The organism is Mesorhizobium sp. M0185 (assembly GCF_040322175.1).
GTDB lineage: Bacteria > Pseudomonadota > Alphaproteobacteria > Rhizobiales > Rhizobiaceae > Mesorhizobium.
Map to the genome: position 1 here is coordinate 92,208 of NZ_JAMYSY010000011.1, position 13,787 is coordinate 105,994.

At 65.0% G+C, this 13,787-nt stretch carries 14 protein-coding genes and 2 pseudogenes; 7 read left to right on the forward strand and 9 right to left on the reverse strand.

Translation table 11 applies throughout. The features are described from left to right. Positions 1-240: 240 nt before the first annotated feature. Genes NKJ20_RS11690 through NKJ20_RS11700 form a run of 3 tightly spaced genes read left to right on the forward strand, consistent with a single transcriptional unit; the run spans position 241 to position 4,024 of the window. Entirely contained in the window at positions 241-726 is a 486-nt protein-coding gene (locus NKJ20_RS11690) for a (2Fe-2S)-binding protein (protein ID WP_352451438.1), read from the forward strand. Continuing rightward, complete coding sequence (locus NKJ20_RS11695; protein ID WP_352744151.1) at positions 723-1,706, forward strand: FAD binding domain-containing protein; 984 nt, start codon at positions 723-725, stop codon at positions 1,704-1,706. The genes NKJ20_RS11690 and NKJ20_RS11695 overlap by 4 nt, the downstream gene beginning before the upstream one ends. Continuing rightward, positions 1,703-4,024 (forward strand): xanthine dehydrogenase family protein molybdopterin-binding subunit, encoded by a 2,322-nt coding sequence (locus tag NKJ20_RS11700; RefSeq protein ID WP_352744153.1) that lies wholly within the window; start codon positions 1,703-1,705, stop codon positions 4,022-4,024. Before NKJ20_RS11695 ends, NKJ20_RS11700 begins: the two co-directional genes overlap by 4 nt. Positions 4,025-4,133: 109 nt before the next feature. On the opposite strand, the gene NKJ20_RS11705 is transcribed toward NKJ20_RS11700, so the two are convergent. Continuing rightward, on the reverse strand, positions 4,134-5,144 hold the full coding sequence (locus tag NKJ20_RS11705; protein WP_352744154.1) for a zinc-dependent alcohol dehydrogenase family protein: 1,011 nt from the start codon (positions 5,142-5,144) through the stop codon (positions 4,134-4,136). A 105-nt stretch (positions 5,145-5,249) separates the two neighbouring features. Here NKJ20_RS11705 and NKJ20_RS11710 point away from each other — a divergent pair, with 105 nt between their 5' ends. Further along, positions 5,250-6,179: a LysR family transcriptional regulator gene (locus NKJ20_RS11710; RefSeq protein ID WP_352744156.1), complete on the forward strand. Its 930-nt coding sequence runs from the start codon at positions 5,250-5,252 to the stop codon at positions 6,177-6,179. Positions 6,180-6,305: 126 nt separating this feature from the next. Here the strand turns inward: NKJ20_RS11710 and NKJ20_RS11715 are convergent, their stop codons facing one another. Further along, the gene (locus NKJ20_RS11715; protein ID WP_023680344.1) at positions 6,306-7,076 is read right to left on the reverse strand and encodes a slipin family protein; all 771 of its coding nucleotides are present in this window, start codon (positions 7,074-7,076) and stop codon (positions 6,306-6,308) included. Then, positions 7,073-8,464 (reverse strand): NfeD family protein, encoded by a 1,392-nt coding sequence (locus NKJ20_RS11720; protein ID WP_352451433.1) that lies wholly within the window; start codon positions 8,462-8,464, stop codon positions 7,073-7,075. The genes NKJ20_RS11715 and NKJ20_RS11720 overlap by 4 nt, the downstream gene beginning before the upstream one ends. A gap of 88 nt (positions 8,465-8,552) precedes the next feature. On the opposite strand from NKJ20_RS11720, the pseudogene NKJ20_RS11725 reads away from it, so the two are divergent. Further along, positions 8,553-8,679: pseudogene (locus NKJ20_RS11725) on the forward strand (HAD family hydrolase); the annotation flags it as partial. Between the two features lie 74 nt (positions 8,680-8,753). Here NKJ20_RS11725 and NKJ20_RS11730 read toward each other — a convergent pair. The 4 genes and pseudogenes from NKJ20_RS11730 to NKJ20_RS11745 all read right to left on the reverse strand — a co-directional run. Continuing rightward, positions 8,754-9,041, reverse strand: a complete 288-nt coding sequence (locus tag NKJ20_RS11730; RefSeq protein WP_352472174.1) for a hypothetical protein — start codon at positions 9,039-9,041, stop codon at positions 8,754-8,756. Between the two features lie 69 nt (positions 9,042-9,110). Then, positions 9,111-9,701 (reverse strand): RES family NAD+ phosphorylase, encoded by a 591-nt coding sequence (locus tag NKJ20_RS11735; protein WP_352579470.1) that lies wholly within the window; start codon positions 9,699-9,701, stop codon positions 9,111-9,113. Continuing rightward, positions 9,702-10,049 carry an antitoxin Xre/MbcA/ParS toxin-binding domain-containing protein gene (locus NKJ20_RS11740; protein WP_254819704.1) on the reverse strand — a complete coding sequence of 116 codons (348 nt, stop codon included), beginning with the start codon at positions 10,047-10,049 and terminating at the stop codon, positions 9,702-9,704. Positions 10,050-10,206: 157 nt separating this feature from the next. Further along, positions 10,207-10,401: pseudogene (locus tag NKJ20_RS11745) on the reverse strand (pseudouridine synthase); the annotation flags it as partial. Between the two features lie 140 nt (positions 10,402-10,541). On the opposite strand from NKJ20_RS11745, the gene NKJ20_RS11750 reads away from it, so the two are divergent. Further along, on the forward strand, positions 10,542-11,051 hold the full coding sequence (locus NKJ20_RS11750; protein ID WP_245274855.1) for a hypothetical protein: 510 nt from the start codon (positions 10,542-10,544) through the stop codon (positions 11,049-11,051). Positions 11,052-11,272: 221 nt separating this feature from the next. Here NKJ20_RS11750 and NKJ20_RS11755 read toward each other — a convergent pair whose 3' ends face one another. Further along, positions 11,273-12,037 carry a pseudouridine synthase gene (locus NKJ20_RS11755; protein WP_352744157.1) on the reverse strand — a complete coding sequence of 255 codons (765 nt, stop codon included), beginning with the start codon at positions 12,035-12,037 and terminating at the stop codon, positions 11,273-11,275. A 115-nt stretch (positions 12,038-12,152) separates the two neighbouring features. On the opposite strand from NKJ20_RS11755, the gene NKJ20_RS11760 reads away from it, so the two are divergent. Next, on the forward strand, positions 12,153-12,743 hold the full coding sequence (locus tag NKJ20_RS11760) for a DUF922 domain-containing Zn-dependent protease (RefSeq protein WP_352451428.1): 591 nt from the start codon (positions 12,153-12,155) through the stop codon (positions 12,741-12,743). Between the two features lie 46 nt (positions 12,744-12,789). Here the strand turns inward: NKJ20_RS11760 and NKJ20_RS11765 are convergent, their stop codons facing one another. Continuing rightward, positions 12,790-13,533, reverse strand: a complete 744-nt coding sequence (locus NKJ20_RS11765) for an SDR family oxidoreductase (RefSeq protein ID WP_352743728.1) — start codon at positions 13,531-13,533, stop codon at positions 12,790-12,792. Positions 13,534-13,787 lie beyond the last annotated feature (254 nt).

The window sequence follows — 13,787 nt, forward strand, 5'->3', positions numbered from 1 at the left end:
GCCTCCGATTGTGGAGCGCCTTTCTCATGTAATCACGGGATCGGGTATGTCACGTCTTTCGACCTCCCAAGCCGCAGCCCTCCCGGAGCTCGCGCCAAGTCGAACCGACCCCCTCTGCCCTGCCGGGCACTTCCCCCAAGGGGAAGATAGCCTTCACCTAGCCATAAGCTGATCTTGCCGCTCGCCGGCCGGGCACCAGATCATCCCCTCCCGCGTCAAGCAACTGGAGCCAGACGCCCCATGACAAGCAAAACCCGAACTCCAATCCAACTTCGAATCAACGGACATCGACATGAGCTGGAGGTCGAACCGCGCGTTACCCTGCTCGACGCCTTGCGCGACCATCTCGGGCTGACCGGCACCAAGAAGGGCTGCGACCAGGGCCAGTGCGGCGCCTGCACCGTTCATATCGACGGCCAGCGCGTGCTGGCCTGCCTAACGCTTGCCACTCAGGCTGAAAGCAGGGACATCACCACCATCGAAGGGCTTGCCGGGGAGGATGGCACGCTGCATGCGGTGCAGGCCGCCTTCCTCGAACAGGATGCCTTCCAGTGCGGCTATTGCACGCCGGGCCAGATCATGTCGGCGGTCGCCTGCATTCGCGAAGGCCATGCCGGCTCGGATGAGGAGATCCGCGAATACATGGCCGGCAATCTCTGCCGCTGCGGCGCCTATCCGCATATCGTCGCCGCCGTGCGCCAGGCGGCCATGGAGGCCGCGTCATGAGGGACTTTTCGTATCTCCGCGCCGGCTCCGTCGATGCAGCCCGTGAGGCAGCAGCACTTCCCGGCGCCATGCTTCTGGCCGGCGGCACGACGCTTGTCGATCTCGCGAAATGCGGCGTTGCCGAACCCGAGACCGTGGTCGACATCACCCATCTCAAAGGACTGGACACGATTGCCGTTGATGACCGGGGCGCCACGATCGGCGCGCTGGCCAGGATGAGCCGCGTCGCCGACCATGCCGATATCAAGAGCCGGTTCCCCGCAGTCTCGGAAGCATTGTGGCAGGCGGCATCGGCGCAGCTGCGCAACATGGCGACGATCGGCGGCAATCTGATGCAGCGTACACGCTGCCCCTATTTCCGCGATCCGGCAAATTTCCCCGCTTGCAACAAGCGCTCGCCCGGCAGCGGCTGCTCGGCGATTGGCGGCGTCACCCGCGGCCATGCCGTGCTCGGCACCAGCGAGGCCTGCGTCGCCACCTATCCCGGCGACCTGGCGGTTGCACTCGTCGCCTTCGACGCGATCGTCCATCTCGGCGACCGTCAGATCGCCGTCGATGATTTTTTCCTGTTGCCGGGCAGCACGCCCGAAAGGGAACATGCGATCGAGCCCGGCGAGATGATCACCGCGATCGGCATTCCCGCTTCGGCGGCCGCCCGCCGCTCGACCTATCTCAAGGTCCGCGACCGCCAGTCCTATGAATTCGCCGCGGCAAGTGCCGCGGTCGGCATCGAATTCGAGGCCGACGGAAGGACGATCCGCGATCTGCGCGTCGCGCTTGGCGGCGTCGCCACCAAGCCATGGCGCGCCCTTGCCGTCGAAGAGGCGCTGAAAGGCAAAGTGCTCGAGCCGGAGGTCGTCAGGCAGGCCAGCCTGCTCGCCGTCGAGGGCGCCGTCGACCATGGCGCCAACCACTACAAGATCGAACTGGCGCCGCGCGTCGTCGCCCGCGCCATCTTCAAAATGGGAGAAACGGCATGACCGTTCACGAGTTGAGAACAAGACCCGGCGATGCCAAACGCGGCGACGCTTCGGACGGTGCCGTCCTCGCCGACCAGGTCGGCGGCCGGCTGTCGCGCGTCGACGGCCCGGCCAAGATCACCGGTGCCGCCAAATACGCCGTCGAGCAGCAGCTCGAGGGGCTTACCCATGCGGTGCTGGTCGAGAGCACCATTGCCGCCGGCCGGGTGCGTTCGATCGACACGGCCGCGGCCAAGGCGTCGCCCGGCGTGCTGCTGGTGCTGACGCCCGACAATATCCTGCCGCTGAGAACCGCAACGGACTGGCTGGGCACGCCGCCGCCGGACGTCGCCTATTGCCCGCTGGCGCGCGACATCACCTTCAGCGGCCAGCATGTCGCGGCGGTGGTGGCCGAGAGTTTCGAGCAGGCGGTCGCCGCCGCGGCGCTGGTCAAGATCGCCTATGACGAGGCGCCGGCGATCGTCGACCTCAGCGATCCAAAGGCCGGCGACGGCATCCCCGTCGATGCGATGACCAAGGAATGGGGCGAAGCGGAGACAGCGTTCGCCTCGGCTCCGGTCAGGATCTGCAACGCCTACAACACGCCGCGCGAATACCAGGCGCCGATGGAGCCGCATGGCCTGATCGCAAAGTGGCAGGGCGACCAGTTGACGGTCTGGGAGCCGAGCCAATGGCTCGACGGCATGGCGCGGACCTATGCCGAATGGTTCGGCGTGCCGTTCGAGAATGTACGACTGGTCTCGCCCTATATTGGCGGCGGCTTCGGCTCCAAGGCGTTTGCCTATGGCTACGGCGCTGTAGCGGCAGTCGCCGCGAAAATGCTGGGACGGCCGGTGAAGCTGGCGGTCACCAGGCCGCAGACCTTCACCGCCTATGGCGGACGGGCGGCGACGCGCCAGACCGTGGCGCTCGGCGCCAACGCGGAGGGCCAGATCCAGTCGATCGTGCATCGCGGCGTCAACGAGACCTCGGTCGACGGCATGTGGGTCGAGCCGCTCGGCTCGGTCACCTCGGTCATGTACGCGACGCCGAATTTCTCGTCGCGGCAGAACGTCGTGCGGGTCAACACGGTGGTGCCGGGGGCATTGCGCGCGCCGGGCGAGAACCCGAGCGCCTTCGGCATCGAAAGCGCCATCGACGAGCTCGCCTACGAGGTCGGTATCGACCCGCTGGAAATCCGTCTCAGGAACTATGCCGAGCAGGATCCGCATGCGAAGAAGCCGTGGTCGACACGGCAACTGCGTGAGGCCTTCGCGGCCGGCGCCGAAGCCTTTGGCTGGTCGAAGCGGAACCCCCGGCCGCGTTCGATGCGCGACGGCAACCAGCTGATCGGCTGGGGTGTCGCGGCAGGCACCTACCCGGTGCGGCGCGCCTATGGCGAGGCGGTCGTGCGCATTCTCGCCGACGGCTCGGTCGAGGTCGAAAGCTCATCGATCGACATGGGGCAGGGCACCTACACGATCCTGGCGCAGACCGCCGCCGAGGTGGTGGGCGTGCCGGCGGAAAACGTCGTCGTCAAGCTTGGCGATTCCCGCTATGCCCGTGCCGGCGTCACCGGCGGTTCGCGGCTGGCCGGGGTGATGACCGGCGCCGTCCACAAGGCGGCGAGTGCCGCGCTCGACCAACTGATCGGGCTCGCCATCAGCGATCCGGCTTCGCCGTTCCATGCACTGCAGGCCAACACGCTCGTCGTCGCCAATGGCCGCGTCGCTTCACCGCGCGGCAACGGCCCCGAAGTTTCCATCGCCGAACTGCTCAGCAGCGTCGGGCGCGAGCATATCGAGGCGAAGGGCGACACCATGCCGGCCAATTCGACGGTCGAGGACCGCTACAAGAACTACACCACCATAGCCATGGCGCTGCCGCACACCGAGGGCGACTATTCCCGCCACAGCTGGTGCGCGCATTTCATCGAAGTCCGCGTCGACGAGGACTTTGGCACGGTTCGCGTCTCCCGCGTGGTGTCGGCGCTGGATTCGGGCCGGCTCTACAACCCCAAGCTCGCCGAAAGCCAATGGAAGGGCGGCATCATCATGGGCATCGGCCAGGCGCTGCTCGAGGAGGGCATCGTCGACCGCCGCCACGGCCGCATCGTCAACAACAATCTCGCCGACTATCTCATCGCCACCAATGCCGACATTCCCGACATCGAGGTGATCTCGGTCGGTATTCCCGATCCGCATTCCTCGGCGCTTGGCGGCAAGGGGGTCGGCGAGCTGGGCATTGTCGGCGTGGCGCCGGCGATCGCCAACGCGGTATTCCACGCCACCGGGAAAAGGGTGCGGGACCTGCCGATCACGCTGGAGAAGCTGATTTAGGCGGAGGTCGGGACTGTCGGCGCATTGGCGATTGGCGAAAGCCGAGGTGACGACCGATCTCCCCACGAGAGGGGAGATCGGCAGCTTCAACGCTCTGCCTTTTTCAGGCTCACCACGACAGACTGAACGCGAGCTTGCCGAAATGCCGGCCGCCGGCCGCCATGTGGGCGTAGGCCTCGGTCGCCTGGTGCTGGCTGTAGACCGTGTCGATGACCGGATCGATACGGGCGGCGCCGATGGCGCGCGCCGCGTCGCACAGGTCGGATACCGAACCGGTGTTGTTGCCCACAACCTTGAGTGCCTTGATGATGATCGGCAGCAGGTTCGTGGTGGCCTCGGCGCCGGTGACGAAGCCGATGGCGAACACCGTGCCGCCGGGCGCCGCGGCATTGATGGAGCGGGCGAAGGTAGCCGCGCCGGCGGTTTCGACGATCAGATCGGCGCCGAGCCCGTCGGTCAACTCGAGCACCTTGGCGTCCCAGTCCGGCGTCTCACGATAATTAATGAGATGATCCGCACCCAAGGCCTTGGCGCGCGCCAGCTTTTCGTCAGACGACGAGGTGATGATGACCGTGGCGCCGGCTGCCTTGGCCAGCTGCAGGGTCAGGATCGAGACACCGCCGGTACCGAGCAGGACGACGACCGACCCCGGCCCGACATCGGCGGCGCGAAGCGCATTCCACGCGGTGGTGCCGGCGATCGGCAGCGTCGCTGCCGATTCGAAGGACAGATGCGCCGGCATCGGCACGACGGCATTGGCCGGCAGCGCGACGTATTCGGCGAGCGAGCCGGGCAGTGTCAGCCCGCGCATCTCTCTGGTCTCATAAGGCCGCGGACGGCCGCCGATCCAGCGCGGTTTTGCATGGGCGATGACGCGGTCGTTGATGGCGAGCCTCGACACGCCCTCGCCGATGCCGACGATCTCGCCGGCGCCGTCGACGACGGGAATGAGCGGAAAGCTCGGACCTGGATAGTTGCCGCTCGCTATCGCGACATCGACAAAATTGAGGCTTGCGGCGCGCAGGCGGATCAGCACTTCGCCGCGCTGCGGTTCAGGCGTGGGAACGGTGGCCGCGCGAAACGCGTCCAGTCTCGGGGCAGTCAGTTCGATCGCTTTCATGTCTCACTCCGGTTGATGGCCGATTGACGGGCCGGGATTGAATGAAACTAGCTGCTGCGCTATTGGTATATAATCCTTGTGTTTTACATTTGAGCTCTGCGCCTGATGCAGCAATCGCACGAACCGGCAGCATTGGTCGAAATGGCCGCCTTCGCGGCAATCGCCGAAGCACGCTCCTTCACCAAGGCGGCTGCTCGCATCGGCCGCGACGCGACGATCCTGTCGCGGCGCCTTGCCTCGCTGGAAGAGCGGTTGGGCGTGCGCCTGCTGCACCGGACGACACGAAGCGTGTCGCTAACCGAGGCGGGTTCGGAATTTCTCGTTCGCGTCCGCGCCATCCTGGCTGCGGTCGACGAGGCCGAGGCTGCCGCGTCGGCGCATGCCGGCGGCGGGCCGCGCGGCGTGCTGCGGCTGGCGCTGCCCGGCTCGTTCGGGCGCATGTGGATCGGGCCGCTGCTGCCGCAGTTTCTCGCCGAATTTCCCGACGTTCGTATCGAGGCCGAGTTCTCCAACCGTTTCGTCGATCTCGTCGCCGAGAATTTCGATGTCGCCGTGCGTCTCGGCGCGCTGCAGGATTCGCGGCTGGTGGCGCGTAAGGTCGCGACACGCCGGCGGCTGCTGTGCGCCGCGCCGTCCTACCTCGCCCGCCGGGGCACGCCGACTGAACCTGAAGCACTGCTGGAACACAGTTGCCTGGGCTTCTCAGGTTTCCAGACCTTTCCGGCCTGGGAGATGACCGACAGTTCGGGCCGGCGCGTCAGTATCGAGGTCTCCGGGCCGCTGGTCACCGACGACGCCGAGGTGCTGGTCGAAGCCGCCGTGCAAGGCGTCGGACTGATGATGAGCACGGATTGGCTGGTCGGACGCGAGCTCGCCGACGGCCGGCTGGTGCCAGTGCTGGAGGACTGGACGCTTGCCGACGAGGGCGCCGTCTATGTCGTCATGCCTTCGGCCAAGGGGCAAGCCGCCAAGACACGTGCCTTCGCCGACTGGATCGGCAAACGCTTTGCGCCGGTCCCGCCGTGGCGGAGGTGAGGGTGGGTCGCGGCGCGTGGAGCGTCAGCGCCGTCTCTCGTAGAGGAAGGCGTCGGCGATCTATGTGAGACGACCCCCTCTGGCCGCTTCGCGGCCATCTCCCCCTCGAGGGGGGAGATTACGCGCTCAGCCGCCTCCGCCTCCACCACCCTGCTTGATGAAATGACCGAGCAGATCCATCGGCACCGGAAACACGACCGTCGACGAGCGCTCACCGGCGATGTCATGGAGAGCCTCGAAATAGCGTAGCTGCATGGCCTGCGGTGCTTCGGCCAGCATCTTGCCGGCCTCGACGAGCTTTGCCGCCGCCTGCTGTTCGCCGTCGGCATTGATCACTTTCGCACGCCGCAGCCGTTCCGCCTCGGCCTGCTTGGCGATGGCGCGGACCATGTTCTCGTTGAGGTCGACATGCTTGATCTCGACATCGGAGACCTTGATGCCCCAGGCATCGGTGCGCTGGTCGAGAATCTCCTGGATATCGCTGTTGAGCTTGTCACGTTCGGCCAGCATTTCATCGAGCTCATGCTTGCCGAGCACCGACCGCAACGTGGTCTGTGCCAGCTGGTTGGTGGCGGTCATGAAGTCTTCAACCTGGATCACCGCCCGCTCGGCGTCGACGATACGAAAATACAGCACCGCGTTGACCTTCACCGAGACGTTGTCGCGCGAGATCACGTCCTGCGGCGGGACGTCCTGGACCACCACTCGCAGGTCGACCTTCACCATCTGCTGCACGAAGGGGATGAGGATGATAAGGCCGGGGCCCTTGACCCCGGTGAAGCGGCCGAGCGTGAAGACCACGCCGCGCTCATATTCCCGCAGGATGCGAATGGCCGCGGATAGGAACATGACCACGACGAGCGCTGCTGCCAGATAGGCCACATAACCGATGATCATTGCCTCGCTCCATCGCTTCTCACATTGCGGCGCCGTATCGTCAGCACAAGATCCCTGACATCGGCCACCTCGACGCTGTCGCCCACTGCAAGCGGTTCGTCGGCTTTTGCCCGCCAGCGCTCGCCCCGGGCGAGCACGTGGCCCTCGCTGCCCTGCCAGTCGAGGACCTCCGCCGGCAGCCCCTGCATGGCCTGTGCGCCAACACGCGGAACGTTCTTGCGGGCCGCCCACAGATAGCTGCCGGTCAACAGCGCCAGGCCGAGCGTCAGGACGGCGGCGGTGCCGATAACGGCCCACGACATCTCGAAGCCGGGCCCCTCGATCCTGAGCAACATTGCAGCGCCCAGCAGAAACGCAGCCACGCCTCCCAGCCCAAGGACCACAGTCGGGTTCAAGGCTTCGACGACCAGGAAGATGATGCCAAGCAGCATCAAGGCAAGGCCGGCATAGCTGATCGGCAGGAGATTGAGCGCATAGAGTCCGAGCAGAAGGCAAATCGTGCCGATCACGCCGGGCGCGACCGCGCCCGGGCTCGTGAATTCGAAGACGAGGCCATAGACGCCGACCAGCATCAGGATGACGGCGATGTTCGGGTCCGTGATCACGGCGAGAAGCCGGATGAGCCAGCCTGGCTCGAGCGTTTCGACCGGCAGTCCTTTCGTCGCCATTGCCTCTTTTTTGCCGACGATCTCGACTGTCCGGCCGTCGGCCAGTTGAAGCAGTTCGGTGGTGTCGCGGGCGACGAAGTCGATGACATGCTGCTGCAGCGCCGCGCCGGCCGACAGGCTGGCCGCCTCGCGCACGGCCTTTTCTCCCCATTCGGCATTGCGCCCGCGCAATTCAGCCAGGCTGCGGATCAGGGCAACGGCATCGTTCGTCGCCTTGGCGATCATCGCATCGCCCGCGGGTGCGTTCTTCTTGTCCTTGTCCGCCTCCGGGCCATCGTTCTTGCCGCCGGGAAACGATGGCAGCGGCCCGCCCATCTCGATCGGCGTTGCCGCGCCCAGATTGGTGCCGGGCGCCATCGCCGCCAGATGGGTGGCGTAGAGGATGTAGGTTCCGGCGCTCGCCGCGTGCCCGCCGGCGGGCGCGACATAGCCGATGACGGGAACCGGCGAGGCGAGAATGCCGGCGATCATCTCGCGCATGCTGGTGACCAGCCCGCCGGGCGTGTCCATCTGCAGGATGAGAGCCTGGGCATTTCGGTCCGCGGCCACCGCCAGTGCTTCCTCGAGCTGCCTGGCACTCGCCGGACCGATGGCGCCGTCTATCTCGACGCGCAACACAATTTTCTCCCGGCCGTCCGCCTCTCCGGTTGCGGAAGAGGGACAAACGGCCGCAACAGCCACGAAAGCCGCGGCAAGCAGGACCGCACGCGCGAGTTTCACGCTCAAAGCTCCACATCTAGGAATATGGGCTGGATTTTGCCGAAATCCATGACGCGGCGCGCGGCGGGTGACGCATCGCACGGTCCTACTGGATGTCGGCCTGCTCAGCGGCGGCTACGGCACCGTAGAAGCTCCGCCAATCGGGCACGTTCCGCGTCTATGAAGATCCCGACGACATGCTGCGCCATGTCGACGAAGTCGGCGGCCGCACATGAAGGCGACCGGCGGGCTGTCGCCGTCATTCGATCACACCTATGTTTTGCGCATTGGAGCCATCTCTGGCGGGCTTCTATTGCGCGGCGTCCTCCTGGATTGTCTGTTCCTGGATTCGGGCGGGTGCCCCGAGACACTGATCGTAGCCGATGGTGCAATTATTCAGACATTCGTTGCGCCCCTGGATGGATTTGACGCTGTTGTAGTCGATCGGCACAGCCTGGCATTTCTTCTGGCACGCCTGGTCCTTCTCGGCGCAATTCGTGCCGTGGCCCTTAGGGTACTTCTTCGTGGTCGCTTCAGCGTTCAATGGCAAGACGGCCAGCAGCGCCAGCAGCGTCGGTATCAGTCGGAGCATACGCATGGATCCTCCCTTGCGCGTTAGACCTCTGCACTTGGAGGCAATGTTAGCGCGCCACTTCCGTTGGCCGCATCACCCGTGCGGGGGATGGATGGCAGCGGGGCCGCCGCTAGCCCAGGCAATTTCCCCGTGATCGGTTCTGATCGTCATCGCTCCGGCCGGCAGCCGATCACAAAACGCGACGACGTTCAGGCAATCATATCGCGCGCTGGGCACGATCAGACCGTCATAATCGAGGAAATGCGCGGCCTCGCCGATGTCTTGCGACCTCGGATATTCGGCGTGCTTTTCCTGATACGAAAGCTGCCCGTAGCGCGCGGTGTCGAGGCCAAGGGTCTGCAAGGCTGCCAGGTCGAGCAGTCTGAGCGTCCGGTCCAAAGCAAGATCGATCTCGAAGAGATTGTATCTGACGCGCGAAGGGATCACTGGCTGCCCCCGCGTCAGGTGGAATCTCATCTCGCTCAAGGCACCTTCGCGCTCTTGCGAGGTGTAGAGCACGTCGAACGTTCCATCGTCCCAACGGCCGCCGGAGCTCGAGCACTGGATCGGGCTGCGGCCCTGGCGCACCACACGCCAAACCGTCCCGGAGTATTCGACCGGAACCATTTCCTCGATAGCATCGATGAGCCGACTGTCTCGTCTCATCCGCCCGGCGATCGCCAATTACAGAAAGACCTCGTTCTCAAGCCGGTCGATGACTTTGAGCACGTCGAGGGCGCGGTCGTCGTGAATGAGATCTATCGCCCTTTCACCGTTCAATTGCGGGTGGCGAGCGTAAAGCCAGGTGCGGATATCGCTTGGCTCGTAGAATTCCTGCAGTCGGCCGACGATATAGTGCAGGTCCGACAGAATGAGCTCGCTGCGCGGCTGGGGCTTGATGTCGCCGGCCTTCCACCTCGAAACCGTGGCCTTGGACACGTCGGTGATGTTTGCAATATCGGTTCCCTTGAGGCCGCCAAACGTACCCAATTCGTCCAGGAATCTGGGAACCGCCCGCAACGCAGTAGCCATGTTTTCTCTCCGGCTTCCAAGCCAGCTTCGCCCATGCGTGTCAGCCCTGACACTTTGACTGCATCGGCGCATTTCAGTTTCACAAATGGAAAATATGAAACAGAGATGCAAATGTCAATTGCCGCTTCGGTTCAAGGGGCCTCCAGTGCCTGGTCGCTCAGGCCTGAAGCAGCGCCAGCTCTTCGGCGCTCAGATGGCGTGCCTTGCCCTTGGCAAGGTCGCCGAGTTGCAGAGATCCGATCGCGATCCGTACCAGGCGCAGCACCTCGATATCGTGGGTGGCGAGCAGCCGGCGGATGTGGCGGTTGCCGCCCTCGTCGAGCACGATCTCCAGCCAGGCGGTGCTGGTGCCGCTTCCACTCGATCGAAAATCAATCGCCTGAATTGCTACAGCGCCCTGGTGTCGCCGGTAATGCCACGGGACAATTTGTTTTGTATAGTCCTTGATGCCACGTGGCCGACGATGGTTCGATGACTTGGGAAGGGAAGATCATGCGAAGCGGATTGGCGAAATTCGTCGTGGCGGGTTGCGTCGCCGCTCAGGTCGTCCTGCAAGCGGCGCAGCCGGCGTTTGCCGCGCCGTGCGGCTGGACGGCGAAACTGGAGGAAGAGGAGGGCGGCAAAGTGCTGATGGCGTCGGTCTGCGGCGGATCGAATGGCGGCGCCCAGCTGACGCTGGCCTGTTTCGGCAAGCCGACGCTGAGCTATGATTTGGGCGACAGCGGTCCGCAACTGGAACCCGGCATCGCTTCGTTCGCGTTCAAGGCCGGCGGCAAGGCGGTGACCAAGACGCTTCAACTCGAAGAAATGTACAACACCTTCACCGTGGAATTGAGCAGCACCGACCCGCTGTTGGCCCTGCTGCGCTCCAAGGGCGAGGTCACGGTCGCCTCGGGCAAATATGGCGAGAACAGCTTTCCGCTTGCCGGCTCATCCGCCGCCATCGGCAAGGTGCTGGCCCAGTGCGGCAAAGCCAAGGCTTCTTCCGACAATGACAACTGATGAGCCCCTTACATTTCAATTTGAACCGCGCGAGACGTTGGTTGCGAAGATAGAGCGTGATCCCGCTAACCTCGATCCCTGGACAGGGCTTGTCGAACCGGAGGCCGAGGAAAGCAGCCTGGACACCGCGGTGTCGGTTCTCTTGCGGGCAATTGATGCTGTATCCGACAGGGAACAGCTTTGGCGGGCAGCTGCCTGACAATCGAGTCGCCGCCAGCCGGCTAGGCCTGAAGCAGCGCCAGCTCTTCGGCAGTCAGATGGCGTACCTTGCCCTTGGCAAGGTCGCCGAGTTGCAGAGATCCGATCGCGATCCGTACCAGGCGCAGCACCTCGATATCGTGGGCGGCGAGCAGCCGGCGGATATGGCGGTTGCGGCCCTCGTCGAGCACGATTTCCAGCCAGGCGGTGCTGGTGCCGCCGCGCAGCAGCTCGATGGACCGGGCCGTCAGCAATTCGCCGTCGACCGTCGCGCCGGCGCGCAACCGCGCCAGCATGGCCTCGTCGGGCAGCGCGCCGATCTGCGCGTGATAGGTCTTGGCGACATGCGAGGCGGGATCGAGCAGGCGCTGCGCGAAGCGGGTATCGTTGGTCATCAACAGCAGGCCTTCGCTGGCCTTGTCGAGGCGGCCGACCGGCGAGACGAAAGGCAGGTCGAGGCCTGCCAGGCAATCATAGACGGTGCCGCGGTCCTGCGGGTCGTCGCGAGTGGTGACCAGCCCGCGCGGCTTGTTGAGCATCAGATAGACCTTGCGCTCGGCGGCGACGCGGCGGCCGTCGACCTCGATGCGATCGCGGCCTGGATCGACACGCATCGAGCCGTTGCGCACGATCTTGCCGGCGACCCGCACGCGCCCCTCGGCAACCAGAAGCTCGGCCTGCTTGCGCGAGCACAGGCCAAGCTTCGACAGTGCACGACAGAGGCTGACGCCGGGAGGCTGGGCCCCGGGGGCAGGGCGTTGCCGGGCAATGTTCGGTCGCGGCGACATGATGTTGCCTGTGGATTCTTGTATACGAGCATCCCACTATAGCCGGCCGCCGGCTATGTCCACGGAAGGGAACTGCATATCGTTTGCGTCGTGCGCAGCGGCTGCGAGGACTTGCATGAAAACAGCCATTCGCCTTTGCCTGCTGCTCGCCTTCCTGCCGACATCGCCGGCGCATGCCGGCTGGCAGGCGGTCGAGAAGGTCGAGACCTATGCCATCTCAGGGCAATCCGGGCCGGAGCTCTACGCCTCGATCGGCGGGCGCGGGCCGCTGCTCGGCGAACGCCGCGTCATCGCGCATACCAATTTCAAGCTGACCTGGGTGAGGGACTACCAGCCGCAAGGCGACGCCTGCGTGCTGGTGTCGGCGCGGCCGAAGCTGATCATCACCTACACCTTGCCGAAGCCGGCCGCGCAGCTGCCGGGCGCAATCCAGAAGAACTGGGAGGTTTTCGCAGCCGGCCTCGCAGCTCACGAGAAGGTGCATGGCGCCAGCATCGTCGACATGGTGCACAAGATCGAGGCGGCCACCATCGGCCTGACCGTCGCCGATGACCGCGGCTGCAGCAAGATCAGGATCGAAGTGACGAGACGGCTCGCCGGAATCTCGCAGGCACAACGGCAGGCGAGCCGCGATTTCGACCGGGTCGAATTCGGCCCGGGCGGCAAGTTGCGGCAGCTTGTGTTCACGCTGATGATCGGCGGATGATGCTGCAGGGCTGCGGGGGCGGCGCAGGGTACCACCTTTGCGGCCCTCACGCCTGCTCGGTCGGATAGAGCGTCAGGATGTTGACGTTGACCCTTGGCGGCTGCGTCACCGCATAAAGGATGGCGGCGGCGATGTCCTCGCTTTCCAGTTGCTCCATGTCGCCCAGCCTTTGCTCGACCGCCTGGCGCACATCGGCGCGCATATTCTGGGTGAACTCGGTCTTGACGGCGCCAGGCTCGATGCAGGTGACACGGATGCCGTCTTTGCCGATCTCGCGACGCAGCGATTCCGCCATCGCGCTCACCGCGTGCTTGGTGCCGGAATAGACCACCGAAGGGTGGATGTAACGGCCGGTGCCGGACGAGACCACGACGATGTGGCCGGCGCCTTGCCGTTGCATCGTGGGCAGTGCGGCATGGATCGGATAGAGCAGCCCGAGAATGTTGACGTCGACCATCCGGCGGTACTCTTCCGGCGTCGTGTTGCGGAACGGCGCCGCGACGCCAACGCCGGCAATGGCGAGCAGCATGTCGAGCCGGCCGTATTCACGCGCGACCCGTTCGACCATGGCCGAGGCCTGCGCCTCGTCGGTGACGTCGACCGTCATCGGCAGTGCCGCGCTGCCGGTCTCACGGATCCGCCTCGCCAGGTCGTCCAGGCGCTCGGCGCGCCGCGCGGCAATCGCCAGCGTGGCGCCCTCTGCCGCCAGTGCCAGGGCGGTGGCCTCGCCGATGCCGGAAGAGGCGCCAGTCACCAAGGCGATCTTGCCGCTCAGTTTTCCTGTCTGCATCTTTTTCTCCTGACGCTTTGGACCCGCCCTGAAGCTAGGGCGCCGGCTTTCTGGAACAATGCTGATCGAAAAACCGAATCCACCGTTAGGGTTTTGGCCCCAGCAAGCCCACGTCTGCGCATGAACGGGCCTTGACGCGACCGGAGGTGTTGCGTCTTGATATGGGGGCTGCGGGGCTTCGCATGAAAACAGCTGATCGACTACGTCTGCGGGTGGCTTGTTTGCATGCGACGCTTGCATGCACCCCCGCGATC

Excerpts from the sequence above, each read along its gene's own strand:
- NKJ20_RS11700 (WP_352744153.1), top strand. The coding sequence starts at position 1,703 with ATGACCGTTCACGAGTTGAGAACAAGACCCGGCGATGCCAAACGCGGC.
- NKJ20_RS11710 (WP_352744156.1), top strand. The coding sequence starts at position 5,250 with ATGCAGCAATCGCACGAACCGGCAGCATTGGTCGAAATGGCCGCCTTC.
- NKJ20_RS11695 (WP_352744151.1), top strand. The coding sequence starts at position 723 with ATGAGGGACTTTTCGTATCTCCGCGCCGGCTCCGTCGATGCAGCCCGT.
- NKJ20_RS11760 (WP_352451428.1), top strand. The coding sequence starts at position 12,153 with ATGAAAACAGCCATTCGCCTTTGCCTGCTGCTCGCCTTCCTGCCGACA.
- NKJ20_RS11705 (WP_352744154.1), bottom strand. The coding sequence starts at position 5,144 with ATGAAAGCGATCGAACTGACTGCCCCGAGACTGGACGCGTTTCGCGCG.
- NKJ20_RS11715 (WP_023680344.1), bottom strand. The coding sequence starts at position 7,076 with ATGATCATCGGTTATGTGGCCTATCTGGCAGCAGCGCTCGTCGTGGTC.
- NKJ20_RS11765 (WP_352743728.1), bottom strand. The coding sequence starts at position 13,533 with ATGCAGACAGGAAAACTGAGCGGCAAGATCGCCTTGGTGACTGGCGCC.
- NKJ20_RS11750 (WP_245274855.1), top strand. The coding sequence starts at position 10,542 with ATGCGAAGCGGATTGGCGAAATTCGTCGTGGCGGGTTGCGTCGCCGCT.
- NKJ20_RS11690 (WP_352451438.1), top strand. The coding sequence starts at position 241 with ATGACAAGCAAAACCCGAACTCCAATCCAACTTCGAATCAACGGACAT.
- NKJ20_RS11740 (WP_254819704.1), bottom strand. The coding sequence starts at position 10,049 with ATGGCTACTGCGTTGCGGGCGGTTCCCAGATTCCTGGACGAATTGGGT.
- NKJ20_RS11730 (WP_352472174.1), bottom strand. The coding sequence starts at position 9,041 with ATGCGTATGCTCCGACTGATACCGACGCTGCTGGCGCTGCTGGCCGTC.
- NKJ20_RS11755 (WP_352744157.1), bottom strand. The coding sequence starts at position 12,037 with ATGTCGCCGCGACCGAACATTGCCCGGCAACGCCCTGCCCCCGGGGCC.